Consider the following 26,060-nt stretch of genomic DNA (forward strand, 5'->3'; position numbering starts at 1 on the left):
GACACCCGCCATGGCTCTGCACCGCCTCACCTCGATCACCGTCGGCGTCCCCAACGTCGAGGAGACCGCCGCCTACTACACCGACTTCGGTCTCACACCGCTCGGTAAAAACGCGTTCGCCACCACCGACGGCGGCGAACAGTTCAAACTCACCCACGCACCCCGCAGGCGCCTCGTCGAGATCGGCATCGGCGCGGAGACTCCCGATGACCTCGACCGCATCGCCGGTAAGCTCCGCACCTTGGACCTGCCGGTCGAGCGGACCGCCGACACGCTGGTCACCGAGGAGCCGATCGCCGGCTTCCGCGCCGTGATCTCGGTGGCGCCGCGCATCGAGCAGCAGCGCACCGCACCCACCCCGTACAACGGGCCCGGCCGGATCGACCGCCCCAACGTGCGGGCGCCGGGCATCGTCCGCGAGGACCCGGTGACCCCGCGCAAGCTCGGTCACGTGGTCATCGGGTCGACCGACCAGGCCGCGACCCAGCGGTTCTTCACCGAGGGCATCGGATTCAAGGTCAGCGACGTCGTCCCGTCCATCGCCGCGTTCATGCGCTGCTCGACCGACCACCACAACGTGCTGGTCCAGCAGGCCCCGGTGAACTTCCTGCACCACACCTCCTGGCAGGTCGAGGACATCGACGAAATCGGCCGCGGCGCAATGGCGATGCTCGAGGACAACCCCGAGCGGCACGTCTGGGGCCTGGGTCGCCACCACGTCGGATCCAACTTCTTCTGGTACCTGAAAGACCCGGCCGGCAACTTCTCCGAGTACTACTCCGACATCGACTGCATCGTCGACGACGCGCTCTGGACGCCCGGCACCTGGGAAGGTGTGAAAGGCCTGTTCAACTGGGGACCGCCCCCACCCCCGTCCTTCCTCATGCCCGAGGACGTCGCCGCGATGATGACCGGGGCCCACAATGCCGGCTGACGACCCCGCCCCCGTGCCGGCGTGGACCCCGACACCCGGCGCCGCCGCCCGAACACAGATCAACGCGTTCGGGCGGTGGCTGGCCGCCGAGGGACGCGGTGAATTCGGCGGCTACGAGGAACTCTGGCGCTGGTCGACCACCGAACTCGACGAGTTCTGGCAGGCGATCGCCGACTTCTACGACGTGCGCTTCCGCCGGCCGGCAATACGAGTGCTGGCCGACGACGCGATGCCGGGGGCGCAGTGGTTCCCCGGCGCCACACTCAACTACACCGACCAGGCGCTGCGCCACACCGGCGAGAAGACCGCGATCGTCGCCGTCTCCGAAGGCGGGCACCGCCGCGAGGTGACCCGCGACGAGCTCCGCAACCAGGTCGCCTCCCTCGCACACTGGCTCCGCACCCAGAACATCGGCCCGGGCGACCGTGTGGTCGGCTACCTCCCGAACATCACCGCCACCGTCATCGCGTTCCTCGCCACCGCCGCCGTCGGCGCCACCTGGTCTGCCTGCTCCCAGGAGTACTCACCCGACGGCGCCGCCGACCGCCTCGGCCAACTCGAACCCACCGTGCTGTTCCTCGCCGACGGCTACCGCTACGCCGGCAAGGAACACGACCGCTCCACCCATAACACCGAACTCCGGCGCCTGCTGCCCACGGTGCGCACCACCGTGTGGGTGCCGCACCTCGGCGAGGCCCAGCCACCCGGCACCGAACACTTCGACACCCTCACCCAGGGCCACCACCCGCTCGCGACGACCCCGGTGCCGTTCGACCAGCCGCTGTGGGTGCTGTACTCGAGCGGCACCACCGGCCGACCCAAGGGCATCGTGCACGGCCACGGCGGCGTCACCCTCGAGCACCTCAAGTTCCTCGGCCTCCACCTCGACCTCGACGACTCCTCCCGCTTCGCCTGGTACACCAGCACCAGCTGGATGATGTGGAACATCCAGGTCTCCGGCCTGCTCCACGGCGCCACCATCGTGCTCTACGACGGCAGCCCCGGCTGGCCCCACCCCGGCGCCCTGTGGCAACTGGCCGCCCACGAGCAGCTGACCTTCCTGGGCACCAGCGCCGCCTACCTGACCGCCGCCCACAAGGACGGCACCCACCTCGGCGCGGCCTACGACCTCGCGCTGACCGGCCTCGGCAGCACCGGCTCACCACTGCCCGCCAGCACCTCCCAGTGGATCCACGACACCCTGCCCACCACCTGGCTCGCCGCCGCCAGCGGCGGCACCGACATCGTCTCCGGATTCGCCGGCGGCGTACCCACCCTCCCGTCGTACCCCGGCGAGATGCAGGCCCGGTTACTCGGCGTGGCCCTCGAATCCTGGGACGGGCACGGACAACCCGTGACCGACGAGGTCGGCGAACTCGTCGTCACCCGCCCGATGCCGTCCATGCCACTGCACTTCTGGAACGACCCCGACGGAGCCCGCTACCGCGACGCCTACTTCTCCACCTACCCCAACGTGTGGCGCCACGGCGACTGGGTCACCGTCAACACCCGCGGCGGCGTCATCGTCCACGGCCGCTCCGACGCCACCATGAACCGGTACGGCGTCCGCATGGGCAGCGCCGAAATCTACGAAGTCGTCGACCAACTCGACGAAATCGCCGACGCAGTCATCGTCGGCGTCGAGGAACCCGACGGCGGCTACTGGATGCCGCTCTTCGTGGTCCTCGCGGACGGACACGACCTCACCCCCGACCTCATCGCCCGAATCCGCGGCCGGATCCGCTCCGAAGTCTCCCCCCGCCACGTCCCCGACGACGTCATCGCCCTACCCGCCCTGCCCCACACCATGACCGGCAAACGCCTCGAAGTCCCCATCAAGCGAGTCCTCCAGGGCGCTGCACCATCGAGCGTCGCCAACCCGGCCGCACTCGACGACGCAGACGCGCTCGCACAGTTCGTCCAGATCGCAACCCACCGGAAGAGGGCCCTGCACAACGACATTCCTCGCACCTCGTGAACCGGCAGCGTGGGCACCGCCAACCATCCGACCGGCCCGGACAGCCGGCCGACGCTGCACGTGACCATCGCGCGAGCATCCGCCCGGACGGTCCCTGTGGGACGCCCGAAGCTACTTGATCAGGGTGCCGTGAGCGGGCGGTAGCCGTCGGTGTCGAGTGGGCGAGTTCGCCGTCGATGGCGACGATGCGGGTGCTGTACAAGGGCACGTTGCCGTGATGGGTGGATCACATATTGAGCGAGGTTTTCGTCGTCTCCCTGCCGTCCCCGCTCGGCATGGTCTCGACCGCACGACCATTATCGCGTCGACCAGCACACGAACGACCGCGTCGGCGACCACAGTCAGGCGCCACTCCACACCCCCAGACGTCCCACCACGGCCCCGAAACACGAGGTTCCTATGCCGCCCGATACCGCTGTGCGCGGTGGTTATCGTCCTTCGACCAGATTGCCGTCGACACGCCGCGAGACCAACGGCTCGGCGCCGAGTCTGCGGTCGATGTGGATGAGGGTGACCTGTGTGATCGCCGCTGCGAGCGAGCTTTCGAACGCCGCGCGGGCGTGGGCTGCGCACCGGCTCACCGCACCCTGCTCATAAAGCCGTGCGATCGCCGCGGGCGGTGTGAACCTGACGCCCATCCGGTCCCGTCCGCTGATCCCACGGAGCCGGCCCTCCCACCACCAACGCACCGCCTGCTCATGGGCGATCGACGCCGGTACTTCGACGTCGACGATGCGCACGTCGGTGTAGTCGTGCTCACTGAGCTGGGCCATGAGGATGTCCCCGAGCGGACCCCATTGCAGGGTGCCTTCGATGACGACGTTCTCGCGTCGTTGCAGGCACACCTCGCGGACGTCGTCGATGACTTCGGTGGATTCGGCGTGGACCAGGGCCGCGAGTTCCCGGGGGCTATGGGGTGCGCATCGGCGAGCGTCGTCGACAGCAGGTCCGCGTAGTGACCGTCCGCGATGGCGCGGCGCAGAAGTTCGTCCTTGACGATGTCCGCGTCCAGATAGCGGTAGCTGGTATCGACCAGGTGACGCTCACGCAGCGCCGTCGACTTGCCTGCCCCCGGCGGCCCCGCAGAAATAATCGCGGCGCAGTGCCCGCCCTTGATCGGGCTCCGCGAGGTCGAGATACCACTCGATGACCTCCTGCAGCGTCCGGTCTCGCCGGCGATCATTCGCGTACAGGTCGAGGGTGCTCCGGCCACTGTCAGGGTGCAGCGGCTGCCCGTGTCGCCCCAGGGGCACCAATTGCCGAGAAACCGCCTCGCACAGTGGTTCTGAGGCCACGCTCACCGCCGGGCCGCAGCGCGCTGCGCCTGCCGTGCGGTGCGGGTGCCCTCGAACAGGAGGTCCCACTCGTCGTCGGAGAGCAAACCCCGCCGATACGCCCGCCGCACCTCATCCCAACTGCCCTTGGCGTACGCGTCCATCGACTGGTCGCCTTCGGTAGGTACATAGCCGTAGGCGTTCTCGATACAGCAGGCAGAACCCTACTGGCGGCCGCAGCCGATCAGGGGCACCGACCCCGGGGACGTGCCATCTCCGCAGGTCAATTACCGGTTGTACGGCGCAGGAGCAGCCGGGGGCTGGTCCTATCGGGTGTGCACCCGGGTGTCCCCCAGGGGGCCGAGCGCGAAGTAGATGGGCGGCGGACACAGTGCGATGGAGGGCAAGAAGGTGGGCACCTCCGGCCCCCACACGGTGATGGTGTTGACGGGATAAATCAAATTGGTAAACGGGACGCACACCAGTTCCAATTGGTGGGAATTCACCGATCCTGGTGCACAGGTCGACATGGCACCGACCGCGAAGAACTGTATGTCGCACCCACTCGGAGCTGGGGCGGCGTGTGCGTGCGCCGCGGTCAGGGACAGGGCAGCGGCTGCCGTGGACGCGACGACAGCGAGGCGCAGAAACCGAGACATGGGTCCTCCGGTGGTGCGGGGCCCGACCCACCGCCCATTCTCTCAGGTCAGGTGCCGTTGCCGCGGTCCATCCAACGAATCCGCTCACGGCGGACATGTTTGGCGAGCAGGTGTTTCCGGTTGTTCTGGGCGCGGAACATAGCGTCGAGCATCCGGTTCTCGATGTTGTGATGGAAGCGGAGGATGCGTTTGGCGGCCAGATGCACCAACTCGGAGTCAGGCCCCGGGCTCGAGCAGGTGGGGCCGTTGTTGCGCGGGGAATTCACGGCGGTACTGACCTCGTAGGTCTGCAGGACCGGATCGGGCACCGACGCAAGTAGCGCCTTGACGTCGTCCTTGTCGGTAAGATCCGGGTCGAGCCAGTGCTCCTGGAACGTCGCCGGCAACACCACCGGGCAGCGGTCATGGATGCGTCCGAGCGCATCCGTAGCGGGCCGGGTCAAGATCGTCGCCGTCCACAACCAGGCGTTCGGGTCGTCCTCGGGCAGCTCACGATCGCGCCACAGCTCGTACCGGCCGGCCATCGCGAGCACCCCGTCGCCGTGTTAATAATGCGGGATCTTCTTGCCGTCGCGTTTCTCCCACTCGAAGTACCCATCGGCGGGCAATAGGCACCGACGTTTCGAGGCCGCGGCCCGAAACGAGGGGCGTTCGGTCACCGACTCCGAGCGTGCGTTGATCAGGCGGCCGAGCTTGGCTTGTTTCGACCATGAGGGCACCAATCCCCAGGTCAGCGTCCTGAGCTGTGTGACCGGTGCCGCGTCCGGCTCGTCCCGATCCCTGGAACATCGCGCCAGCCCCGGACGGCACCTTGCTCACAGCGAGCGCGCCCTTCACAGTGGGCCCTGTTCGGTGCCGGATTCCTCCAACTCGTCGCCGCGCTTACCTGCTTCACAGAACTCCCCACCTGAGACACCTCGTAGTCGTGGCCCGCGCAACCCCCACGGCCACGCAGGCCGATCTCGGCGCGCAATCGAGGAGGCGGTGCCACGGCGCGGCACGGCCACATCGAGCAATCAGGTCAGTCTTGTTCGCGGATGAACTGGTGGAAACCCGGAACCGTGAAGGCGAGGACTCCTCGTTCGGGCGCGTAGACAAGGCCCTTCTTGATCAGTTCGTCACGCGGCACCGACAGCGCCGACGCGCTGGGCTTGCCCATGGCCCTGGCCAAGTCTCGGACGACGACACCATCGCCAACGCCTTCCTCCGCCAGGGCACGCAGCAAGTCCTTCTGCGCCGGTGTCGCACGGTCCCACCGCGACTGGTAGAGACCAGCATTGACTTCCGCTCGCGCGATTTCGGTGCCGACCTGCGCGTCCTCGACGGTGAAGACCGGGCCTAAGGCGTTGTTCCACACCGCCTTCCCCACCTCCTGCAGGAAATAGGGGTAACCGTTCGCTGCGTCCAGAGCCAGTCGCAGTGCCGGTTCGTCCCATTCGGCGTCCCGTTCGATGACCGGTTGCACGAGTGCCGCACGCGAGTCCAGCTCGCTCAGGGTCGACAATGCCCGGAACTGGTACAGCCGCTCGGCGTAACTGTTGGCCGTGGCCAACTGCGACGGCAGCGACGGCAGGCCCGCGCCGACCAGGAACAGGGGCAACACCGGCGAGGTCTGACTGATCTGATGGATGGCGGTGCTGACCGCCGCCATCTCGTCGGCCGTGGCCTCCTGCAGCTCGTCGATCAGGATGAGCGCACCGACACCCAGCTCACGCACGGTCTCACCGAGAACGACGAACAGGTCGGTCAGGTCGGTGGACAACCGGCCGGTGTCCGCGAACCCGGCAGCCGGGTCGATATCGACGCCGAGGGTAACGACACCCACGTTCAGCGACACCGTGAACGACTTGAACACGCCCAACAGTTGGGTGAGTTTGCGCGGGTCGAATCGTCGCGTCGCGCCCCGCAGGCTGGTGGCGAGCGTGGTGGCGAGTTCCTCGGCCATGGGATGACCCTTGCGGACCTCCAGCTTGGCGACGATCCAGCCACCGTTGATCGCAGTGCGGGCGAGTTCCCCGATCAACACGGTCTTGCCGACCCCGCGCAGTCCCGTGAGAATCCAGCTGCGGTCACCTTCGCCCAGTTCGGTGATACGCCGGCGAACGATGTCGAAGTCCCCGAACAGAGTGTCGCGACCAGCGAGAATGGGCGGGCGCAGACCGGCTCCGGGCTTGAACGGGTTGAGGACAGGATCCATTCATCAGACATTATCAGTCTCTATAAGAAGTCCCTTTATAAAGACCGATACGACCGCACCTCACGCTCACGCAACGCACCGTGCGCTCGGTCGCACGGGGTAACGGCAGAGGCGTGCACCCGACCCGGTGTGGCCGGAGCCCGAAGCGCCCGACCCGTTCCAGCCGCTGATGCACGGGCCGCCGGTGCCACCCGAGCCGTCGACCGACGTGCGTGATGTGATTCGGTTCCAGGTGCCGGCAATATGCGGCCGGCACGAAATGGAGGACCGAGATGACCGAAGTCGACTACATCGACGTGCTCGGGGCGCAGTCCGTGCTCGAGGTGGCCGAAGCAGTCGCCGCGGTACTCGGGGCCCGGATGGAGATGGGCGGCGAACCCGGACGCATCGTGGTCACCGGAACGCCCGATCCCGATCTTCGGGTTGTCATCGGGCTGGCGATCAACGACCGCGGGATACCCGAAAGGTGGACCAGACGAATCACGATCACCCACGATCGCAGTGGCGACGAACGCCGCCGCTGGGCACAGCACCTACACCGCGTCGTCACCGAACGCCGCGACTGGACACTCACCGTCACCTCCGGCGGCCCGCCGAACCCACACGCCCCACCCTCATCGAACGCCCAGGGAACATGACCCGCTCCGCGGGAAGACACGCGCCGGAACCCTCGTCCACCGCGGCGGCGCGGGCGCGGTGGCCGTTCTACGCCGCGCAGCATCCACCCTGGAGCACCGATGCCGCGGAAACGGGCGTGGTGACCGCGGACGCCGCTGTCCCTGTGCGTGGCTGCGGTCTATCTGCACCACACACAGGCTCATTCCGGTCATGAACTCGGCGCCGACACCGGTCGGACGGCACGTACGCTGACCCCACAGCGAAGGACCGTGCGCGAAAGTGGGGCGAGTCGACATGGACGAACTCGACAGCAAGAACCTGGGCAGGCTCCGCCGCATCGCGGACGCCAGAACGGTGTGGACCTCCGAGTCCGGCGACTTCACCCCCTGGCTCGCCGAAAACATCGACGTCCTCGCCGACGCCCTCGAAATGACTCTGACCGTCGTCGCCACCGAAGTGCGGATCGGCGACTTCCGCCTCGACATCCACGCCAAAGACGGCAACGACCGCTCCGTCGTCATCGAGAACCAACTCGAACGCACCGATCACGGCCACCTCGGACAATGCTTGGTCTACGCCTCCGGCCTCGACGCCTCCACCGTCATCTGGGTCGCCCCCAACTTCCGCGAAGAGTTCCGCAGCGCCCTCGACTGGCTCAACGAACACACCGACAGCGACCTCGGCTTCTTCGGAGTCGAAATCGGCATCGTCCAGATCGGCCACGGACCCCCGGCGCCGGTCTTCGACATCGTCTCCCGCCCCAACGACTGGCAGAAAACCGTCAAGACCGCCGGCACCGCCGCCGAAGCCCGCACCGCAACCGCAACCCCGGCGAACACTGCCCGCCAAGCGTTGTTCCACGAGGTCCTCACCGCCGCGAACACCCGCCAGCCCGCCATCTCGGTACCGAAACCCCAGAAAGGGAACTGGATCTCCTTTGCTGGTAGTCCTTTCGGAACCTGGGGCATGAGCATCAGCGACGACCGCATGCGAGTCGAGGCCTACATCGACACCTACAACGCCGACATCAACAACGCCCTGTTCGACGAATTCGTCGCCGACGCCGCCTCGTGGCAGGCCCACGCCGGACAAGAGCTGTCGTGGGAACGGCTCGACGACCGCAGAGCCTCCCGCATTGCTGCGTACAGATCCGTCGACCTCGACGATCCTGCCGACCGCGACGCAGCCCGCCAATGGGCCATCGACACGCTGGTCACCATGTACAACACCCTGAACACGCCCCTGCGCGCGGCAGCGAAAGTCCGGCGCGCCGAGTACGCCGACCCGGCACCACCGCGGGAGTCGCAGATCTGACCACCGAGCCAGCCCGGCATTTTCGGCCCCTCGACCGGTTCGCGTGCACCTTTCACACAGGCATGAGCGATGGATCGAACTCAGTTGAGACCTCCGCCCGTGCCCGGGTGGTCAGCGTTGTACGACCTCACGAGGACGCCGGCCCGTACAGCGCGGTCACCGCGTTGAGCCAGGACCGATCACCACGGCTCAGGACCGGGCGACCGGACTCCTCCCACAACGCAGGGTAGAGGTCGGCGAGACCCCGCCACGTCGACTCTTCGACCTCACGCACGACGAAGCCCACATCGTCGAGGAGAAGGCCGGACTTACGCGAATTGCACGGCCAGCACGCGGTCACGATGTTCCCGGCACCGAGCGGGTCGCCCCCGTGTGAGAGCGGTACGACATGGTCGTGGGTGGCCGACAGTGACCAGTACGCGGGATGCGTGTCGGTCGTCTTCCAGTTGGGATGGAACGGAAATTGGTCAGGAAAATTCGCGGAAAGCAGGCGCATCACCGGCGTTAAAATGGTCTTGATCCCGCAGTAACGGCACAGGTATCGATCCTGGTCATAAATCGCGGCCAGGTCCCTCTCCCGCGGAGCCCGGCGTCGCGTCGCCTCCCGTCTCTCGAACGCAATACTGTCCATCGCCCGCCACGCGTCGGCGGCCCGCGCCTCGATGAGCGCCTCGACGATGTCGTGCAGCAGATCCGGCAGCGCGGTGCCGGGTCCGACACCCGGCGGCGCGTGGCTACCGGTGTGGCCGGGTGAGTCTTGCCCGGGCCCTGTCGGCGTTGTCGACGGCGTCACGGGCAATCCTTCGCGCTGCCACGCCCCGGCGAACGACCGCCGGCGCTGCGACAACCCCGTGGTCGGCCTCTCACCGCTGAGCGCGCACCCTTCCTGGTGGCGGTCACTGCAACGACCGGAGCCATCGCACGAGCGGAATCATCAAGGGGAACCACACTTCCCAGGCCAACATGGGACACCTCGTTTCGCAGCCCCCTACCCGTCAAATCGCAGCGAGGGTGATGGCCGTTTCACCCGCCGCGCCGCAGACGTCGACGATGCCGGTCGAACACATCGCGATGGCAGGAAGGACAAGACCCACCACCCCCGACGACCGTGCGCCCGGCTGATGGGGTCCGGTCCCGACCCGAGTGCCGTCGGGTCGAACGGTCACGGTACGCGCAGTCACGGCATCCGGGGGTCGTTGCTACACGCCATGTTCCGGGCGCGGTCGGCAGATCGAAAGGCCGGGGCGCCAGGCAGCCCGTCGCTCGTAGAGGAAATGCGGGACCGGCCGGACGAGTTGACTAGGGCCCATAGTGCGTATTCCGTTCGATCCGCGACACAGCAAGCGGAGGACCAATCCCGACGGCACCATGTCGTTGGTCGATCACCTTTACGAGTTGCGCACGCGACTGCTCCTGTCCGTGCTGGCGATCCTCGTCACTACCGCGGTCGGTTACGTGACCTTGACGCTCCCGGTAAAGAAGAACGGGGCCACACTTCCGAAGCAGAAGACGGTCACATTAGATCCAGACGCGAAACCGCCGATCTTTCCGACGCCGGCTTTCAGTCCGAAATTCGAGTCGAGTGCGAAGCAATTCCAGCCCTCCCCCGCCGGTATCGCAATGCTGATCTCGCCTTTGCCGCCCGCGGTGACCGTGGGTGCGGCTGTTGCGGTGCCGGCTCCCACGAGCATCACGGGGGCGATGACGGCTGAGGCAACAGCGGTGCGCAATCGAATTGACTCTGCATCCTGTAACCGGTCGGATCAGCCACGTCCTCGGGCGAGCTCGGCGGGGTTTTTCTTGGCCGTCCCCGTCGTCGCCTACTAATTTCCACCTCGATCAGCAGTTCTTCCACCTCGTCGTCCGCCGGGGCGTCGTCTTCGAGCGCAAGATCGGCCACGGTGAGCCGGAAACACATCGGCACGCTCGACTTCACCGTCAATGCCGTCCATGACCCTGCTCCGTAAACCTGGGCACGGAGACACACCGGGTTCAACCGGTGGACGCAACACCCCAAGGGATGGAGGGGCTTTCGATGGGACGACCACCGGGACGATATCGTCGCCGAGTACCACGCTTCGAAGTCTGGACTTCCAACTCACCGTCAGCACCGACACCGCACATCTATGGGCGTCGACGCAGCGACAGGGCTTTACGATTCCCGCAGCCATGGATTTCCTCAAGAACATGGTGTGGGCGACAGCACACAAATTTCGTCGCACAATCGAAGGCAGAAAAGCGGAAACCTGATGAGTGTGAACGAATGCGCCCGGAGGAATCGCCTGCACCGATCCGGTGCTGGCAGTTGTGTCCGTGGAGCCGCAACCACCTGATGCGCCGAAGCGACCGCCTCGAGGCCAATCCCTGACGCTCTGCCCCACAACTGGGGGACTCCCGTCAGTCCCAGCCACTGGGCAGGCAAACCGACGGTTCTTCGTCAGGTTGACCCGACTACGCGCAGGGTTCTGACTGTAGGTTGGTAAGTCAACGGGCGCAAGGCCGGCCACATCTTCTCGGAGTCCGGAATCTAGAGCGAGACACCGGTAGGTCCAGCGGCTCTGCACGCTGCGGACGCCATATTCGACCGTTTGGTTGGCAGCACTTGATCGCGCTCTATTTCGCCGTGTTTATCACCGTGTGTGCGATATCGAGCATCTCCTTGATATCGGTGAGCTTGACTCGAGGTCGGCCGCGCTCACGTCCCCGCGACCGTTCCTCCGCATCGATTGCCAACCAGCCTTTGCGGTCGACAACCTCGGGGCGGCGTTTATGGACCAACGTGGCCAGAGCCTCTCCGTCACCAAACTTCGGCTGCGGTAGCCGGCCCCCGACCATGTCGTCGATCAACGCTGCCACCGTGTCGTGGGCGCATTGCTTGTTAGTGCCGATCACACCCGAGGGCCCGCGTTTGACCCATCCTGTGGTGTACAAGCCCGGAATCGTCGCCGCGGAGTCCGGATCGACGATCCTGCCATCAACGTTGGGGATCCTCCCTGCGACGTCGTCGAAGGGCACATCCGGTACGGCGGTGCCGCGCAGACCGATCGACCTCAGTATCAGCCCGGCCTCGAGGACTTCCCGATGTTCGGTGGCCAGGGCCGCGAGTGCACCGTCCTCGGTCCGGACCAGCTCGTTACGGACGATCTCGACGCCCTCGACACGATCCTTACCGAGAATCCGGGTCGGCGACGCCAGGTACCGCAGGACAATGCGCTTGTGCCCCGGATTGGGGACGACCTCGGCGTACTCTCGGGCGATCCGGGTCTTGAGGTCCGCCGAAAAGGACCGGTCAGCGTCGGTCGTGTCTGTGAGGTCGAACTCGCCTGTATCGGCCACGATGTCGACACCCGGGATGGAGCCGAGTGCCAGGAGCTCGGGCGTGGTGTATGCAGCCTGCGTGACCCCCCGCCTCCCCAGTACGACGACCTCTCGAATCTTGCTCTTGCGCAAAGCTTCCATTGCGTGCTCGGCCATATCGGTTCGAACCAGCTCATCAGGATCGGTGACGAGTAGCCGGGCGACATCCAGGGCGACGTTCCCGTTCCCGATGATCACCGCACGCTCGCACCCGAGATCGAATGTCCGGTGCGCGAAATCGGGGTGCCCGTTGTACCAGGCAACGAACTCGGTGGCTCCTCCACTGCCCGGCAGCTCCGTTCCAGGGATGTCGAGTTCGCGGTCCTCGAGTGCGCCGACGGCATAGATCACGGCATGGTGGTGGGCGAGCAGTTCGTGATTGGTGAGATGCCGGCCGATCTCGACATTGAGGTGGAATCGGAACCCGGGCTTCGCAGCGATCTTGCGGAACACTTCGGTGATTGCCTTCGTGCCGAGATGATCGGGGGCGACCCCAGCGCGCACGAGTCCCCACGGGGTGGGCAGACGATCGAACATCTCGATCTCGACGCTGCGGCTCGGTATTCTGCCGAGCAGCTCGGCCGCGGCGTACACACCGGCCGGTCCCGAGCCGACGATGGCCACTCGCAGAGGCGCGTTCGGCTTCGGTGCTTTTACCGGTGTCGGCTTGTCGAACGGTGGTACGGAGGAGTCGAGCGGATGGTGACGGAAGTACTCGGCGTTGATCTCGCGGTACCGCGACTGGTGTTCCGGGAGTTCGTCCTCGTGGTGGATCGCCTCGACGGGGCACGCTTCCATGCACGCGCCGCAGTCGATGCAGGTTTGCGGATCGATGTAGAGCATTTCTGTCGTGCGAAACTCCGGATCATCTGGGGTAGGGCGGATGCAGTTGACAGGGCACACCGGGACACAGCTGGCGTCGTTGCAGCAGGGCTGTGTCACAACAAAAGACATGGAAACTCCTCAGAGGAAAGCAACCGGATCGGTGACTGGGAATCCGGCACTCAGTGCACGCGCATCGCTATATCGGATACCGAGAGGTAGGTCAACGCGTGATCTCGCGCGAAGTCGCTGGCCTCTCCTTCGCTCGCCATCCTCGTCGCATCGATTGGGGAAACGAGTTCGCACATGGTGGCCATCGGTCGCATGTTGGCCGCTTGCACCAAGCGCACTATCGTTTCGGCCGTGCCCGACCCTGCGTTTCGGGCAATGATCGGGGCCACGTGTCCCGGCCGGGAAAGCCCGGACGGAACGGTACGTGGGTCTGCGATGGTCCTGATGGTGTGCGCTCGGTCGGCTGCTGAGATTCCGGTACCGATACCTTCCGCGGCGTCCACGGTCACCGCCGGGATCGAACTCACCACCGGGGCGACAAGTTGCCACATCTGGGGTAGTTGGAGACGGATGCAGTCTTCTTCAGGTACCGCGACTTTCACTAACCCTGAGGTGTGCCGAATCATGAACGCCAGGGAGTCGGTGGTCGCGAACTCGGCAGCAACGACGAGACTCGCTTCTCCGCAAGCGGGATCGAACAGAACGATCGATTTTCCGGCGGTGATATCGGCCACCGCCCGTTCGACGCGAGCCTGGACAGTGCACCGCGGATCGAGCCGGGGCATATAGCTGATCTCAGCGATCGACATTGCCGCTCCTTGCGTTGGTTGCGGATTGCGGCCGAGAGCGCTTGGCTGTGAAGGCCAGGATTGCGGAACGGAAGTCGTCCCTGGTCGTCAATCGCATTTGGCCATCGCGCTCACGGGCAAATGCGTCCTCGAGTTCGCGCAGACTCGCATCGTTGATGGCGCGTTTGGTTTCGATGATCGAGTCGAGGGAGATTCCGCTCAGGCGTGTCGTGAGTTTTTCGAGTTCCGACTCGAACACGTCCTGCTCGTACACTGCCGCCACCAGTCCGGCCCGCTCGGCCTCCTGTGCGCTCAGGCGTTCTCCGAGCAGCGACATCCGCATCGAGATCGCGCGGCCAGCCGATGCGGCGACCAGTGCCGTCGCACCGCCGTCGGGCATCAACCCGATCGAGGTGAACGGCATCGAGAAGAAGGCGTCGGATCGGACGACAGTGAGATCGGCGGCGAGGGCAAGCGAGACCCCCACTCCTACAGCTGGTCCGCGGACAGCGGCGACGACCGGACGTGAGACCCGCGTGATCGCGATGATGCACCGGGAAGCCGCGTCGGAGGTGCTGGCAGTGTTCTCGACCGACAGCGGGTCCTCGACATCGAGATCTCCTCCGGCGCAGAAGGCCCGGCCGGACCCCGAGAGCACGATCACTCGCACGGCGGGATCCTCGCCGGCACTCTGGACGGCATCGGAGACCTTGTGCAAGGTATCCTTGTCGACGGCGTTCATGCGTTCGGGACGATCGATCAGGATGTGCCGCACCGATTTGTCGTCGACGATACTCACAGTCATGGAAGAACCTTCCGGAAGAAGTCAGCGATCTCGGCGACGCCGTCGCGTGCTCGAGGGAGAAAGTCGGTGAAGAGCGTCCACGCATGGCAGGTGTCCGGGTAGACGGACAGCGTGCTCGCGCCGCCCCCGGACTGCACCGCATGGTGGATCCGGACCGCATCGTCGAGCAGGATTTCGCTGTCGCTGGCCAGCAGCAGGATCGGAGGCAGGCCGGTGAGGTCGGCGAAGACCGGAGAGGCAAGGGGGTGGCCATGGTCGTGCCCGCGGAGGTATGTGGCGGCGAGCATGCCGAGCGAGCGTTCCGTGATGACCGGGTCGGTGTCCCGGTTGGTGGCGACGCTTTCTCCGGATGCCGTGAAATCGGCGAGGGGAGACACCGCGACGGCGACCGCAGGCAGCGTGGCGCCGCGGTTGCGGGCGTCGACCAGGACGGACACCGTCAGGCCACCGCCGGCGGAATCACCGCCGACGGCCGTGTGCTCGGGTCCGTATTCGGCGATCAAGGCGTCTACCACGGCCGCCGCGTCCTCGAGTGCGGCGGGAAACGGATGTTCCGGAGCGAGCCGGTAGTCGGGCAGGATGACGGCGGACCCGAGCGCCCGGGACAGGGCTGCGGCGGCGTGGCGGTATCCGTGTGCGGAGCCCATGACGTAACCGCCACCATGGAACCAGACAAGGACGTTGTCGTCGATCGCGGATCCGGCCAGGACGCGCAAGGCCTCGACGCCGCCGACGACGAGTTCGTCGACCGAAACATCTTCGGCAAGGCTGGATTCGAGCATCATGGCATCGAGGTTGTGCCGGAGTTGTTCGAGCGTGAGGCGGCCGTTGCCGAATACCGCGGCGAAGGAGTTTCGGGCACGTTCGAGCGCACCGTCGTGATCGACTGCGGAGTCGGCGATTTCCGAGTGAGTCATGCTTGCGCCCTGCCCGTGGTCGCGAGCGCCGCGTGGGTGCCGAAAGCCCTGCCGTGGTAGGTCAGGGGCGGAATCGTTTCGCTGGCGATGTCCACGACGCGCCCGAACACGACCGTGTGGTCGGCCACCTCCAGGGTTTCCATCACCTCGGCAGCGATCCAGTGCGGGACATCGGCGATACGCGGCACTCCCCCGTCGACCCGCCACGCCACGTCCTGGAATTTGTCCTGCCCCTTGCGCGCGAACTGTCCGGCGAGCGCCGACTGCCCACTGCCGAGGACGTTCATCCCGAAGCGCCCCGATTCGAGGACCAGTGCCAGCAGATCCGATCCCCGATCGAGGGAGACCAGCACCGACGGCGGCGACATCGACAGCGACGCGAAGGCACTGACGGTCGTGCCATGGGGACGGTCCCCGTCCATCGCGGTCACGACCGCGACCGGTGTGCACACCGCGGCCATGGCGTCGCGGAAGCGCGTTGCCAGTTCGTCGAGTTGCTGTGCGGGCATGTCGGATGCCTTTCGTACGTGGTGATGCTGGATGGAGGATTGGAACGCGGGTGCCGCACCGCCGGTGCGGCACCCGCATGTCTGGTGGGACCCGACGAGGTGTCAGAGTCCGAGGTGCTTGCGGATGAAGGCTCCAGCTTCATCCGCGGCCTGAATGCCCTCCGGCAGGATCGACGAAAACAGCGGCCACACATGGACCATGTCGTCGTACGTCGAGACGCTCGCCGCTCCGCCGTTCTCCACGATCGCGGCGGCCGCTCGGCGGGAGTCGTCGAGGAGCACCTCACCGGAACCGACCAGGAAGAGTGTCGGCGGCACGTCGTGCAGGTCGGCGAAGAGCGGAGATGCCAGCGGATCCTTCGGATCGTGGCCCTGCAGGTAGGCGTCGCCGACGTTACCGATCGACCCGCGTGAGACCGCGACGTCTTTGCCGTCGAATTCGTCGATGCTGTCGCCGCTTGCCGTGAGGTCGAGGAGGGCTGAGATGAATACCGCTGCTGCGGGAAGCGATTCACCCTTGTCACGCACCGCGAGGAGAGCGGCGAGTCCGAGTCCGCCGCCGGCCGAGTCGCCACCGGCCGCGACATTGCCCGCACCATACTGCGAGACGAGTGCGGAGATCACGGCGATGCCGTCGTTGACGGCAGCGGGGAACGGATTCTCGGGTGCACGCCGGTAGTCGGGCAGCACGACGGTCACGCCGCTGGCGCGTGAGAGGTTGTGTCCGAGTTCCTGGAAGCCCCGCGCGCTGCCCATGATGTACCCGCCACCATGGAACCAGACGAGGACCTTGTCCTGCGCCGCTCCCTCAGCCGTAACGGACAGGACGGGGACGCCGCCGACCTCACCCTCTACCGGCTCGATGCCCTCGGGGAGGGGGAACTGCAGAAACAGCCGGTCGTATGCGTCGCGCAGATCGTCCACCGTCGCCGTCGCCGGGTCAGGGAAACCTTCCACCCACATCTTCTCGGCGCGCACGAGAGCTTCGGTCCTGGCCATGGGTCCTCCGAAAATCGAGTTCGAATCCCGACATCGCCTCGCGATGGGGTTGTGAGCAATGTTACATAGTTATCACTAACTTTGGAAGGTATTTCCCAGGACTTTTTTCCGAATGCACAACGATCTGGCCATAACAGGGGTTCACAGGATAGATTTCAGCAGATAGCGGCACGGCTCGGTCACACCAGCCTGTGCCGCAAAGACACCGCCGGTACCCGCACCCGCGGTCCCGGTCCTTTCCCCGGCCTGAGTTCTGCTCCGTCCCGACACATCCCCGGACGCGGACACAACGGCCGGGCACTCGTCCAGACGTCCCCACTCTCGCCCGGAGGTCCACAACCATGACCCTCATCTCGGCCGACGGTTCCTCCCGCACACAGGAGTCCGACGTTCGCCCCTCACCCTCTCTCGAACGCGTGCTGAACCCGTCGACCATCGCGGTTGTCGGACTGAGCGACAAATCCCCCGTTGCGCCCTTCATCCAGCCGACGCTCGACAGCGACGCCGAGGTGTTCTTCGTCCACCCCACGGCACCCACCGTTCTGGGAAGACCGACCTATCGCACCATCGCGGACATAGCGGAACCCATCGATGCCGTCCTGTCCGTGATGTCGGCAGAACGGACGGTGACCCTGGCCGAGGAGTGCGCGACACTCGACTGCGGAGGGCTCGTCATCTACGCCGCCGGTTTCTCCGAAGTAGGCGCGGACGGGGAGGATCTCCAGCGTCGACTCGCCGCCGCAGCGCAGCGCGGCGGAATGGCCGTGATCGGGCCGAACAGCCTGGGCTACATCAGTGTTCCCCGCAGTCTCAACCTGACCGCCTCGGCGGACTACCAGCCACCGGCGGGTGGGGTGTCGATCGTCTCCCACAGCGGCGCGATGATCGGCGGCATCGCGATCGCCGCCCGCGCCCGCACCGGCACGGGTATCTCACGATTGATCTCGGCCGGAAACGAAGTCACCACCGACATGGCCGACTACGTGGACTTCCTGGCCTCGGACCCGGAGACCGCCGCCGTGGGACTGATTGTGGAGGGCATCCGCCGGCCCGAGGAGTTCCTGCGCGCGGCCCGCCGATGCATCGCGGCGGGAAAGCCGATCGTGGCGCTCAAACTCGCACGCAACAGCCGGACCCAGCAGATGGCGGCCTCGCACACGGGAGCGCTTGCCGGGAACGCCTGGGCCTACGACGTGGCGTTCCGTCACGCAGGCATCCAACTCGCCCACGATCTCGAGGAACTGGTGGACCGGCTGTCGCTCGTCGGCCAACTCGACCCCGCCAAGTGGAACAAGGTCGACCGCCTGGGTGTCGTTGCCGGGACCGGAGGCTTCGCGTCCCTGGCCTACGACCTCGCCGAAGCGGAAGGTCTGGTCCTCCCGCCCCTGGACGACCTTGCTGACTGGGTGCGCTCGACCATCCCGGGCATCACCGTCCCGAACCCGCTCGACACCACCGGCTTCGGCGCGGCGTTCTGGACGGACATCGTCGACCGTTACGTCGGATCACCCGAACTCGACGCCGTCGTCTTCGTCAACATGTGGGGCGAGGGCGACGACTCCCCGATGTACCGCCGCCTCATCGACGACGTTGCCGTCGCTGCGCGCCGATTCGGAAAGCCGGTCGCGATCGCGGCTGGCGCCGGCCCCGTCGGTGCCTATGCGCAGGAAGTCATCGGTTCCGATGGGAGCGTCGCACTCGGGTACGGGCTCCGCGGCACGCTGCGCGGACTGCACACGATGGGCACGTTCGTCCGCGACCGTGAGACGCCACGTCCGCCGGCCGACGTGATTACGCCCGTCCCGCGCCCGACCGGACCGCTCCCCGACGCCGGTGACGGCCGGAGTTTTCTGCCGTTCACCCAGGCCATGGCGCTGCTCGACCGGTTCGGCATACCCACGGCGCCGCATTGCACGGTCGACACCGGTGAGCAGGTCGAGCCCGGTTTCGCGGGACCGTACGCGGTGAAACTCGCCGATGTGCCCCACCGGACGGAGCTCGGAGCCGTCGTGCTGGACGTCGGTCGGGACGATCTCGAACGCGCCGTGGCCGACATGCGCGCGATCGCGCAGCAGCACGGGCTGCCAGAGACCGTGGCCATCCAGCCGATGACGGCCGCGCGAGGTGAACTGCTGGTCGGCATCGAGGGGCGCAGCGAGCTCGGGCCGATGGTGGTCCTGGGTATCGGTGGCATCCTCGTCGAGGTACTCGAGCGAGTCGGTGGTCGTCCGGCACCGTTCACCCGCACCGACGCCGTGGCTCTCATCGACGAGTTCCGCGACCTGCGCCTGATGCACGGTTATCGCGGATCCGAGCCCTGGCACCTCGCGCAGCTCGCCGATCTTCTCGTCGGCTTCGGGCAGCTGGCCGCCGCGTGCCACGGCTGGGTCGAATCACTCGATGTCAATCCGCTCCTCGTCACCGAGGACGGTCTCGTCGCGGTCGACGCCCTCTGCATCGTGCGCGACACGGAAGGGATTCGATGACGACGACCGAAGCAGTCATACGTTGCGGCACCGACGTCCGTACCCACTCGGAGATACGGGTGCGCGCCACTCGCCTGGCCTCGGCGTTGTCCGCCCTCGGTGTGGGGCACGGTGACCGATACGCGCTGGTGATGCGCAACGAGATCGGCTTCGTCGAGGCCACCCTTGCCGGTGCCGCGATCGGTGCGGTTCCGGTCCCTGCGAACTGGCACGGGAACTCCGACGATCTCGGTCACGTGCTCAGCGACAGCGCGGCCAAGGTGGTGCTGGTGCACACCGACCTGCTCCCGAAGGTCGAAGCGGTTCTCCCGCCGGGTACCACGATCGTCGAAGTGCGGACGCCGCAGGTAGTGGCGGCCGCCTACGGATTCGCCCGTCCCGCGGCCTCGGGACGATACCCGGACCTCGACGAACTGCTCGACGTCCACGAGCCGCACATCGCCGGGATCACCGAACCGCCCATGAGCGTCATCTACACCTCCGGCACCACCGGATTGCCGAAGGGGATCCTGCGCAGTCCGACTGCTCCCCAGGACGTCACCGCGCTGCACGAGGTGGTGATCGCGGCGTTCGGGTTCGGCACTGCACGTTCCACGCTCGTCGCCGCCCCGATGTACCACACCGCCCCGAACACGCAGTTCCAGTTCGCGTTCGCACTGGGCATGGACGTCGAGATCATGCCGCGCTTCGACCCGGAGGAACTCCTCCGGGTGATCGAGCAACGCCGGATCGAACACGTCCAAGCCGTTCCCACGATGTTCGTACGCCTGCTGAAGCTGCCGGCCCCGGTGCGGGAGCGGTACGACCTGTCGTCGTTGACCGCCGTCGTCCACGCGGCCGCCCCGTGCCCACCCGACATCAAGCGCGCGATCATCGACTGGTTCGGCCCGATCGTCCACGAGTACTACGGCGGTTCCGAATCCGGTGCTGCCGTGATCTGTTCGAGCGAGGAATGGCTCGCGCACCCCGGCACGGTAGGCAGACCGGTCTCCGATGCCGCCGTGCGGATCATCACCGCAGACGGCAGCGAGGCCGCCGTCGGCGAACCCGGCGACATCTACCTCCGGCCGTTCTCCGCATGGCCCGACTTCACGTACCTGGGGGACGACGCCAAACGCCGCGCCATGGAAAATGACGGGTTCGTCACCGTCGGTGACATCGGCTATGTCGACGCGGACGGCTTCCTGTACCTGAGCGACCGCCGGAACGACATGATCATCTCCGGCGGGGTCAACATCTATCCGGCCGAGATCGAATCGGTGATACTCGGCCTCGACGGAGTGGCCGACGTCGCAGTGTTCGGCATTCCCGATCCGGATTTCGACGAAGCCGTGGCGGCGCACGTTCAACCGGATCCCGGGGCGACCCTCGCCGACGACGACGTCCGCGCGCACGTCGCCCGTCGCCTCGCACGGTACAAGGTGCCCAAGGTTGTGGTGTTCGAAAACACCCTGCCGCGTGAGGACACCGGCAAGTTGTTCAAGCGACGGTTGAAGGCCCCGTACTGGGAGCAGCACACGGCCGAGGTGCCCACCGGACACGCATAACGCGGGTACCACACACGAGATGCGCGCCCGATCGATTCGATCGGGCGCGCATCTCGTTCTCGGACGCTGTTGTCGTCAGAACGCTGCCTCGTCCAGGCCCATCACGGAATCGTCGACGGCACCGGCGATCCTGCCCTCGGCCACCACGACAGGAAGGACGTTGCGAGCGAAGAACCGCGCTGCCGCAACCTTGCCCTCGTAGAAGGACCTCTCGGCCGCGGGAAGCTCCGTGTCGAGCGCGCGGAGAGCGATTGCGGCACTGCGCAACAGCAGCCAGGCGACGAGGATGTCACCGAGCACGTAGAGCAGTCGGGTCGCGTTGAGTCCGACCTTGTAGACGTTCTTCTCGTCGCCGCCTTCGACAGTCGGACTCGACTTCTGCAAGTCGGCTGTCATCTTCGCGACGATCGACTTCACGCTGTCGGTCGCCTCGACGAGAAGGTCTCGTTCGAAGACAAGGTCTGTGACCGCGGCCGGATCGTCGGCGAATCCCGAGATCTCTCGCACGAGGTGCCCGAAAGCCACCCCCCGGTTCCGGGCGATCTTGCGGAAGAACAGGTCCTGCGCCTGGATGGCGGTCGTTCCCTCGTAGACGGTGTCGATCTTGGCGTCGCGCACGTACTGCTCGAGGGGATAGTCCTGAAGGTATCCCGATCCACCGAAGGTCTGCAGGGCTTCCGTTCCCAGGATCGTCCACGAGCGTTCGGAGCCGTATCCCTTGACCACAGGCAGGAGCAGGTCGTTGACCGCCTCCGCGAGGGTCGTATCGGTGCCGGCAGCCTTCCCGATCGCAATCTCGTCCTGCCACGACGCGGTGTACAGCACCAGGGACCGGAGCCCCTCCGCAAACGACTTCTGTGTGAGCAGCGACCGGCGGATGTCGGGGTGGCGGGTGATGGGCACGCGGGGTGCCGCCTTGTCGGACGAACGCGTCAGGTCGGCACCCTGCAACCGGATCTTCGCGTACTCGAGCGCATTGAGATACCCGCTCGACAGGGTCGCGATCGCTTTGGAACCCACCATCATCCGGGCGTCTTCGATCACGTCGAACATCTGACCGATGCCGTCGTGGACCTCCCCGAGAAGCCAGCCGCGTGCCGGTTCGTTCTCACCCAACGTCATTTCACAGGTTGCGGAGACCTTCACGCCCATCTTCTTCTCGACGCCCGTGACGTAGACACCGTTGCGCTCGCCGGTGAGCTCACCGGTCTCGAGGTCGAAGTGGAACTTGGGGACGAGGAACAGACTGAGTCCCTTGGTGCCGGGCCCTCCGGCGCCCTCGACACCCGCGGGCCGGGCCAGAACCATGTGGATGATGTTGTCCGTCAGATCGTGTTCGCCCGCAGTGATGAACCGCTTGACACCCGTAAGGTTCCAGGTGCCGTCGTCGTTGGGGGTGGCCTTGGTGCGACCGGCCCCGACGTCGGAACCGGCGTCCGGTTCGGTGAGCATCATCGTCGCGCCCCACTGCTTGTCCGCAGCGATTTCCGCGATCTTCTTGTCCCGATCGGTGCCGTGACGCCACACCACCCGCGTGGCCGTCGGAAACCCCACATATGTCCACAGGGTCGGGTTCGAGCCCAGGACGAACTCGCCGAGGGCCCAGTTCAGGGAACTGGGCGCGTGAGTTCCGCCCAATTCGGGAAGCACACGCAGGCGCCACCATTCGGCGTCCATCCAAGTCTTGTACGTCGCCGCATAGGACGGCGGGACGGTAACCGTGTGCGAAGCGGCATCGAAGACCGTAGGACTGCGATCGGAATCCTCGAACGATCCCGCGAGCTCCTCGCGCGCGAGACGATCGACCTCGCGCAGTGCGACCTTCGCGGTATCGAGGTCTACCTCCTCGAACGGCCCGGCCCCGAGTACACGGTCGCGCTCGAGAAGTTCGAACAGGTTGAACTCCACGTCGCGGAGATTGCTCTTGTAATGCCCCATGGTCGGGTACCTCTCACACTCGTCGGCCTGCCCCGGGCAGGCCGGAACACCCGGCCGCGCCCGAAGGCGCGGCCGGACCGGAATCTCATGATCGGGCCGGAATCTCGGATCAGGCTTCGGCTTCTGCGTAGATCGGGAGCAGAACCCCCCGCGGCATTGACGAGCATGATCGGATCGACGAGCAGGTGCTGGGTTGCCACATTCATGTCGCGAACGAAACGGCCCAGCGTGCTCTTGCGGCCGATGCTCTGGCTGCCACCCCAACGATGGGCGAAAGTCACGACATCGGCCGCGACTTCGTGCACCCAGGACAGCATCTGGCTCACCCGGGCGATGTGTTCGGGGGTCACCGCCTGTCCGGAGTTCACGGCAGCTTCGGCAGCCTTGGTGACCTCGTAGCAGTACAAACGCGCGGCCTGGAGGTTGGCTTCCCTGCGCGCGAAGTCGATCCGGAAGATCTCGGCGTCCCCCACTGGGACAGTGTAGGTGGGACGGGTCTTGCCAGCCGTGATGCTCGCGACGATTTCCAATGCACGGGTAGCGATTCCGAGCGCGATCGGCGCATGCGGCAGGCCACCGGCCAGTTCGTTCGTCAGCTTGTACATGGTTTCCGAGCGCGTCGGAGTACCACCGAAGGTGGGGGTGGTGTACTCGGCGGGAACGAACTGCTTTGTGATCGTGTAGTCATTGCTGCCGGTGCCCGCGAGACCCCATACGTCCCAGTTCTTCTCGAACTCGACTTGGTTCTTGGGCAACAATGCGATACGCGCCTGCGGCTGCCCGTTCTCACCCAGGATCGGGTTTCCCTGCTCATCGGCGACGAAGAACCCGGCGCCCACCCAGGTGGCGTGGTCGGAGCCGCTGGCGAAGGAGTACTTGCCGTCGATGATGTAACCGCCCTCGACCTGCACGCCCGGGTACCGCGGCAGGAGCTGACCGGCGACGATGAAGGGCTCGTCCTTGCTCATCAGTTCTTTCGTCACCGCGGGATCGAGGTAACCCACCACGCCGGCGGTGCCCCATTCGCTGGCCATCCATGCCCAGCCGGTCGAAGCATCGGACTTGGTGATCTCCTCGAACACCCGCATCCCCTCGCTGGGGAGCAGGCCGCCACCGCCGAGTTCTTCGGGGATCAGCATTCCGTGCAGACCCAATTCGACGAGCGCGTCCGCGACCGGTTTCGTGATCGTCCGGCCCTCTTCGATGGCGGCCGCTTCCTGCCTGATCAGCGGGGCGATGGAACGAGCGCGCTGCAGATAGTCGGCCTCCCTGTCGCTGCCGGCAACTGTGTCTCGGGTCAGCGTCTCGGTCATGTTCATGCCTTTCGTGGGGATGTCCGGAGGCGTGCCCAACATTCGTGTGTTCCCACGCAACCGGTTGTCATTGCCTTACGGTGCCCCCGAAGTTGACTCCGAAAGCACTCTAGTGTGAGTAAGCTAACATAGTTACCACTAATGTCAATAGGCGATAGCGCAGGTCAAAAGGTAATACGAACCAGACTAGTCCACAATCTCCGTTCACAGATCGATTTTCGAGCCGCGTGGCGGTCGCGCGCATCGCACACGATCGCGGGCAGAGGAGTAACGCCCCGGCCGCACGCCGAGGTTGCACGCCTCCCGGGCAGGATTGCCGTTCGATCCATGCGCGCGAGTGCATAGTCGCCACTAACTTGTCCAATATTATGAGCAGTTCAACAGCCATTGACCGTTACCATGGACCATAGTTATCATTAACCACCGTTCCGTTCATACGCCACGTCGTCGATCCGCAGCCCGACAAGAGCCGAGCGGTCGAACACCCGAGGACATCTGTCGCAGCATGAGCGCTGCACGTCGCGAAAGGCAGGAACCACATGCGCATCGGCACCATCCTGGGCCACGGCCGTCCCTTCCACGAATTAGCTTCGGAGGCAGCGGATTACGAATCCGCTGGACTGGACTCCGCAACCCTGGGCGAAGCTTACTCGTTCGACGCGGTCAGCCAACTCGGTTACCTCGCCGCACGTACGTCGCGAATCGAACTCGCGACCGGCATTCTCGCCCTCGACGCCAGAACCCCCGCCACGCTCGCCATGACCGCCGCCGGCCTCGACTACGTATCCGAGGGGCGATTCCGTCTCGGAATCGGAGCCTCCGGGCCACAGGTGGTGGAAGGATTCCACGGTGCACCTTTCGGCGGCGCCGTGGGCAAGACACGGGAAATGATCGAGATATGCCGCACCGTCTGGCGACGCGAACCACTCCGCCACAGGGGACGCCACTACAACGTTCCACTTCCGGCAGACCGGGGAACCGGCCTCGGCAAGCCTCTGAAGTTGATTAATCATCCTGTGCGTCCGGATATTCCGGTTTCGATCGCTGCACTCGGTGACCAGATGGTCGAGCTGACCGCCGAACTCGCGCAAGGTTGGGAACCCATCTTCTTCCACCCGGAGAAGATGCACGAGGTGTGGGGTGAGGCGCTGCAGCGCGGGAGTGCCAAACGCGACCCCGCTCTCGACGAACTGAACATCATCGTTCGCCTTCCCTTCGCGATCGTCGAGGACACCGCGCCCTGGCTCGATCGCGCCCGCCCGCAACTGGCGCTCTACATCGGCGGGATGGGGTCGCGGGATCGCAACTTCTACAACACGCTGGCGTGCCGTTACGGATTCGCCGACGAGGCGGCGAAGATACAGGATCTGTTCCTGGCCGGACGTCATGCCGAAGCCACGGCCGCGGTTCCCGACGAACTCGTCCGCGCCACCTCGCTCATCGGCCCGGCGACCTACGTCTCGGAACGCATCGCGATGCTGGACGAACTCGGTGTCGGGCTGCTCAACGTCGTACCGGTGGCATCCGAGCACGCCGAGCGGCTCGCTGCGATCGAAACCCTTCGCTCCCTGATCGCGTGACCCCCTACCCCCC

The 26,060-nt window shown here is 65.9% G+C and carries 24 protein-coding genes and 2 pseudogenes; 9 read left to right on the forward strand and 17 right to left on the reverse strand.

Annotation, left to right across the window (positions count from 1 at the left end; translation table 11 throughout):
- Positions 1-10 precede the first annotated feature (10 nt).
- Both HYG77_RS32535 and HYG77_RS32540 read left to right on the forward strand, forming a co-directional pair.
- Complete coding sequence (locus HYG77_RS32535; protein ID WP_208963769.1) at positions 11-934, forward strand: VOC family protein; 924 nt, start codon at positions 11-13, stop codon at positions 932-934.
- The gene (locus HYG77_RS32540; RefSeq protein WP_208963770.1) at positions 924-2,912 is read left to right on the forward strand and encodes an acetoacetate--CoA ligase; all 1,989 of its coding nucleotides are present in this window, start codon (positions 924-926) and stop codon (positions 2,910-2,912) included. Before HYG77_RS32535 ends, HYG77_RS32540 begins: the two co-directional genes overlap by 11 nt.
- Positions 2,913-3,340: 428 nt before the next feature.
- On the opposite strand, the gene HYG77_RS32545 is transcribed toward HYG77_RS32540, so the two are convergent.
- Positions 3,341-3,685, reverse strand: a complete 345-nt coding sequence (locus HYG77_RS32545) for a hypothetical protein (protein ID WP_244461453.1) — start codon at positions 3,683-3,685, stop codon at positions 3,341-3,343.
- Here HYG77_RS32545 and HYG77_RS40105 point away from each other — a divergent pair.
- Positions 3,665-3,868 (forward strand): hypothetical protein, encoded by a 204-nt coding sequence (locus tag HYG77_RS40105; protein ID WP_244461454.1) that lies wholly within the window; start codon positions 3,665-3,667, stop codon positions 3,866-3,868. The genes HYG77_RS32545 and HYG77_RS40105 overlap by 21 nt on opposite strands.
- A gap of 87 nt (positions 3,869-3,955) precedes the next feature.
- Here the strand turns inward: HYG77_RS40105 and HYG77_RS32550 are convergent, their stop codons facing one another.
- The 5 genes and pseudogenes from HYG77_RS32550 to HYG77_RS32570 form a co-directional block, all read right to left on the reverse strand.
- The gene (locus HYG77_RS32550; RefSeq protein WP_208963771.1) at positions 3,956-4,207 is read right to left on the reverse strand and encodes a hypothetical protein; all 252 of its coding nucleotides are present in this window, start codon (positions 4,205-4,207) and stop codon (positions 3,956-3,958) included.
- 2 nt (positions 4,208-4,209) lie between these two features.
- Positions 4,210-4,350 carry a hypothetical protein gene (locus HYG77_RS32555; RefSeq protein ID WP_208963772.1) on the reverse strand — a complete coding sequence of 47 codons (141 nt, stop codon included), beginning with the start codon at positions 4,348-4,350 and terminating at the stop codon, positions 4,210-4,212.
- A gap of 162 nt (positions 4,351-4,512) precedes the next feature.
- A complete protein-coding gene (locus HYG77_RS32560; protein ID WP_208963773.1) occupies positions 4,513-4,845 on the reverse strand; it encodes a hypothetical protein in 333 nt (110 codons plus the stop codon).
- Positions 4,846-5,084: 239 nt separating this feature from the next.
- Positions 5,085-5,621 (reverse strand): annotated as a pseudogene (locus HYG77_RS32565) (SOS response-associated peptidase); the annotation flags it as partial.
- A 245-nt stretch (positions 5,622-5,866) separates the two neighbouring features.
- Positions 5,867-7,042 carry an AAA family ATPase gene (locus HYG77_RS32570; protein ID WP_208963774.1) on the reverse strand — a complete coding sequence of 392 codons (1,176 nt, stop codon included), beginning with the start codon at positions 7,040-7,042 and terminating at the stop codon, positions 5,867-5,869.
- A 272-nt stretch (positions 7,043-7,314) separates the two neighbouring features.
- Here HYG77_RS32570 and HYG77_RS32575 point away from each other — a divergent pair, with 272 nt between their 5' ends.
- Both HYG77_RS32575 and HYG77_RS32580 read left to right on the forward strand, forming a co-directional pair.
- A complete protein-coding gene (locus HYG77_RS32575; RefSeq protein WP_208963775.1) occupies positions 7,315-7,680 on the forward strand; it encodes a hypothetical protein in 366 nt (121 codons plus the stop codon).
- Between the two features lie 259 nt (positions 7,681-7,939).
- Positions 7,940-8,974 (forward strand): DUF4268 domain-containing protein, encoded by a 1,035-nt coding sequence (locus HYG77_RS32580; RefSeq protein WP_244461455.1) that lies wholly within the window; start codon positions 7,940-7,942, stop codon positions 8,972-8,974.
- A gap of 127 nt (positions 8,975-9,101) precedes the next feature.
- Here HYG77_RS32580 and HYG77_RS32585 read toward each other — a convergent pair whose 3' ends face one another.
- Positions 9,102-9,767, reverse strand: coding sequence for an HNH endonuclease (locus HYG77_RS32585; RefSeq protein ID WP_208963776.1), 666 nt, complete (start codon positions 9,765-9,767; stop codon positions 9,102-9,104).
- A 202-nt stretch (positions 9,768-9,969) separates the two neighbouring features.
- The gene (locus HYG77_RS32590) at positions 9,970-10,140 is read right to left on the reverse strand and encodes a hypothetical protein (protein WP_208963777.1); all 171 of its coding nucleotides are present in this window, start codon (positions 10,138-10,140) and stop codon (positions 9,970-9,972) included.
- 145 nt (positions 10,141-10,285) lie between these two features.
- Here HYG77_RS32590 and HYG77_RS40110 point away from each other — a divergent pair.
- Positions 10,286-10,426 (forward strand): annotated as a pseudogene (locus HYG77_RS40110) (twin-arginine translocase subunit TatC); the annotation flags it as partial.
- Here HYG77_RS40110 and HYG77_RS32595 read toward each other — a convergent pair.
- From HYG77_RS32595 to HYG77_RS32625, 7 genes are all read right to left on the reverse strand, one after another.
- Positions 10,426-10,665: a hypothetical protein gene (locus tag HYG77_RS32595; protein WP_208964239.1), complete on the reverse strand. Its 240-nt coding sequence runs from the start codon at positions 10,663-10,665 to the stop codon at positions 10,426-10,428. The pseudogene HYG77_RS40110 and the gene HYG77_RS32595 overlap by 1 nt on opposite strands.
- Positions 10,666-11,587: 922 nt before the next feature.
- Positions 11,588-13,285, reverse strand: a complete 1,698-nt coding sequence (locus HYG77_RS32600; protein ID WP_208963778.1) for an FAD-dependent oxidoreductase — start codon at positions 13,283-13,285, stop codon at positions 11,588-11,590.
- A gap of 50 nt (positions 13,286-13,335) precedes the next feature.
- The gene (locus tag HYG77_RS32605) at positions 13,336-13,974 is read right to left on the reverse strand and encodes a 3,4-dihydroxy-2-butanone-4-phosphate synthase (protein ID WP_208963779.1); all 639 of its coding nucleotides are present in this window, start codon (positions 13,972-13,974) and stop codon (positions 13,336-13,338) included.
- Positions 13,961-14,758, reverse strand: a complete 798-nt coding sequence (locus tag HYG77_RS32610; protein WP_208963780.1) for an enoyl-CoA hydratase-related protein — start codon at positions 14,756-14,758, stop codon at positions 13,961-13,963. Before HYG77_RS32610 ends, HYG77_RS32605 begins: the two co-directional genes overlap by 14 nt.
- The gene (locus tag HYG77_RS32615; protein ID WP_208963781.1) at positions 14,755-15,675 is read right to left on the reverse strand and encodes an alpha/beta hydrolase; all 921 of its coding nucleotides are present in this window, start codon (positions 15,673-15,675) and stop codon (positions 14,755-14,757) included. Before HYG77_RS32615 ends, HYG77_RS32610 begins: the two co-directional genes overlap by 4 nt.
- On the reverse strand, positions 15,672-16,184 hold the full coding sequence (locus HYG77_RS32620; protein ID WP_208963782.1) for a flavin reductase family protein: 513 nt from the start codon (positions 16,182-16,184) through the stop codon (positions 15,672-15,674). Before HYG77_RS32620 ends, HYG77_RS32615 begins: the two co-directional genes overlap by 4 nt.
- Before the next feature lie 102 nt (positions 16,185-16,286).
- A complete protein-coding gene (locus HYG77_RS32625; protein ID WP_208963783.1) occupies positions 16,287-17,183 on the reverse strand; it encodes an alpha/beta hydrolase fold domain-containing protein in 897 nt (298 codons plus the stop codon).
- 341 nt (positions 17,184-17,524) lie between these two features.
- On the opposite strand from HYG77_RS32625, the gene HYG77_RS32630 reads away from it, so the two are divergent.
- On the forward strand, positions 17,525-19,669 hold the full coding sequence (locus tag HYG77_RS32630) for an acetate--CoA ligase family protein (RefSeq protein ID WP_208963784.1): 2,145 nt from the start codon (positions 17,525-17,527) through the stop codon (positions 19,667-19,669).
- Positions 19,666-21,216, forward strand: coding sequence for an AMP-binding protein (locus HYG77_RS32635; protein ID WP_208963785.1), 1,551 nt, complete (start codon positions 19,666-19,668; stop codon positions 21,214-21,216). The genes HYG77_RS32630 and HYG77_RS32635 overlap by 4 nt, the downstream gene beginning before the upstream one ends.
- A 75-nt stretch (positions 21,217-21,291) precedes the next feature.
- Here the strand turns inward: HYG77_RS32635 and HYG77_RS32640 are convergent, their stop codons facing one another.
- Both HYG77_RS32640 and HYG77_RS32645 read right to left on the reverse strand, forming a co-directional pair.
- A complete protein-coding gene (locus HYG77_RS32640; protein ID WP_208963786.1) occupies positions 21,292-23,154 on the reverse strand; it encodes an acyl-CoA dehydrogenase in 1,863 nt (620 codons plus the stop codon).
- Positions 23,055-24,467 (reverse strand): acyl-CoA dehydrogenase family protein, encoded by a 1,413-nt coding sequence (locus tag HYG77_RS32645; protein ID WP_244461456.1) that lies wholly within the window; start codon positions 24,465-24,467, stop codon positions 23,055-23,057. The genes HYG77_RS32640 and HYG77_RS32645 overlap by 100 nt, the downstream gene beginning before the upstream one ends.
- 539 nt (positions 24,468-25,006) lie before the next feature.
- Here HYG77_RS32645 and HYG77_RS32650 point away from each other — a divergent pair.
- Positions 25,007-26,047 (forward strand): LLM class F420-dependent oxidoreductase, encoded by a 1,041-nt coding sequence (locus HYG77_RS32650; protein WP_208963787.1) that lies wholly within the window; start codon positions 25,007-25,009, stop codon positions 26,045-26,047.
- Positions 26,048-26,060 lie beyond the last annotated feature (13 nt).

The sequence above is a fragment of the Rhodococcus sp. ZPP genome (genome assembly GCF_017656075.1).
GTDB lineage: Bacteria > Actinomycetota > Actinomycetes > Mycobacteriales > Mycobacteriaceae > Rhodococcus_F > Rhodococcus_F oxybenzonivorans.

Excerpts from the sequence above, each read along its gene's own strand:
- HYG77_RS32540 (WP_208963770.1), top strand. The coding sequence starts at position 924 with ATGCCGGCTGACGACCCCGCCCCCGTGCCGGCGTGGACCCCGACACCC.
- HYG77_RS32645 (WP_244461456.1), bottom strand. The coding sequence starts at position 24,467 with ATGACCGAGACGCTGACCCGAGACACAGTTGCCGGCAGCGACAGGGAG.
- HYG77_RS32610 (WP_208963780.1), bottom strand. The coding sequence starts at position 14,758 with ATGACTGTGAGTATCGTCGACGACAAATCGGTGCGGCACATCCTGATC.
- HYG77_RS32600 (WP_208963778.1), bottom strand. The coding sequence starts at position 13,285 with ATGTCTTTTGTTGTGACACAGCCCTGCTGCAACGACGCCAGCTGTGTC.
- HYG77_RS32535 (WP_208963769.1), top strand. The coding sequence starts at position 11 with ATGGCTCTGCACCGCCTCACCTCGATCACCGTCGGCGTCCCCAACGTC.
- HYG77_RS32560 (WP_208963773.1), bottom strand. The coding sequence starts at position 4,845 with ATGTCTCGGTTTCTGCGCCTCGCTGTCGTCGCGTCCACGGCAGCCGCT.
- HYG77_RS32625 (WP_208963783.1), bottom strand. The coding sequence starts at position 17,183 with ATGGCCAGGACCGAAGCTCTCGTGCGCGCCGAGAAGATGTGGGTGGAA.
- HYG77_RS32635 (WP_208963785.1), top strand. The coding sequence starts at position 19,666 with ATGACGACGACCGAAGCAGTCATACGTTGCGGCACCGACGTCCGTACC.
- HYG77_RS32650 (WP_208963787.1), top strand. The coding sequence starts at position 25,007 with ATGCGCATCGGCACCATCCTGGGCCACGGCCGTCCCTTCCACGAATTA.
- HYG77_RS32605 (WP_208963779.1), bottom strand. The coding sequence starts at position 13,974 with ATGTCGATCGCTGAGATCAGCTATATGCCCCGGCTCGATCCGCGGTGC.
- HYG77_RS32630 (WP_208963784.1), top strand. The coding sequence starts at position 17,525 with ATGACCCTCATCTCGGCCGACGGTTCCTCCCGCACACAGGAGTCCGAC.
- HYG77_RS32575 (WP_208963775.1), top strand. The coding sequence starts at position 7,315 with ATGACCGAAGTCGACTACATCGACGTGCTCGGGGCGCAGTCCGTGCTC.
- HYG77_RS32570 (WP_208963774.1), bottom strand. The coding sequence starts at position 7,042 with ATGGATCCTGTCCTCAACCCGTTCAAGCCCGGAGCCGGTCTGCGCCCG.
- HYG77_RS32620 (WP_208963782.1), bottom strand. The coding sequence starts at position 16,184 with ATGCCCGCACAGCAACTCGACGAACTGGCAACGCGCTTCCGCGACGCC.
- HYG77_RS32595 (WP_208964239.1), bottom strand. The coding sequence starts at position 10,665 with ATGCTCGTGGGAGCCGGCACCGCAACAGCCGCACCCACGGTCACCGCG.
- HYG77_RS32615 (WP_208963781.1), bottom strand. The coding sequence starts at position 15,675 with ATGACTCACTCGGAAATCGCCGACTCCGCAGTCGATCACGACGGTGCG.
- HYG77_RS32555 (WP_208963772.1), bottom strand. The coding sequence starts at position 4,350 with ATGGACGCGTACGCCAAGGGCAGTTGGGATGAGGTGCGGCGGGCGTAT.
- HYG77_RS32640 (WP_208963786.1), bottom strand. The coding sequence starts at position 23,154 with ATGGGGCATTACAAGAGCAATCTCCGCGACGTGGAGTTCAACCTGTTC.
- HYG77_RS32545 (WP_244461453.1), bottom strand. The coding sequence starts at position 3,685 with ATGGCCCAGCTCAGTGAGCACGACTACACCGACGTGCGCATCGTCGAC.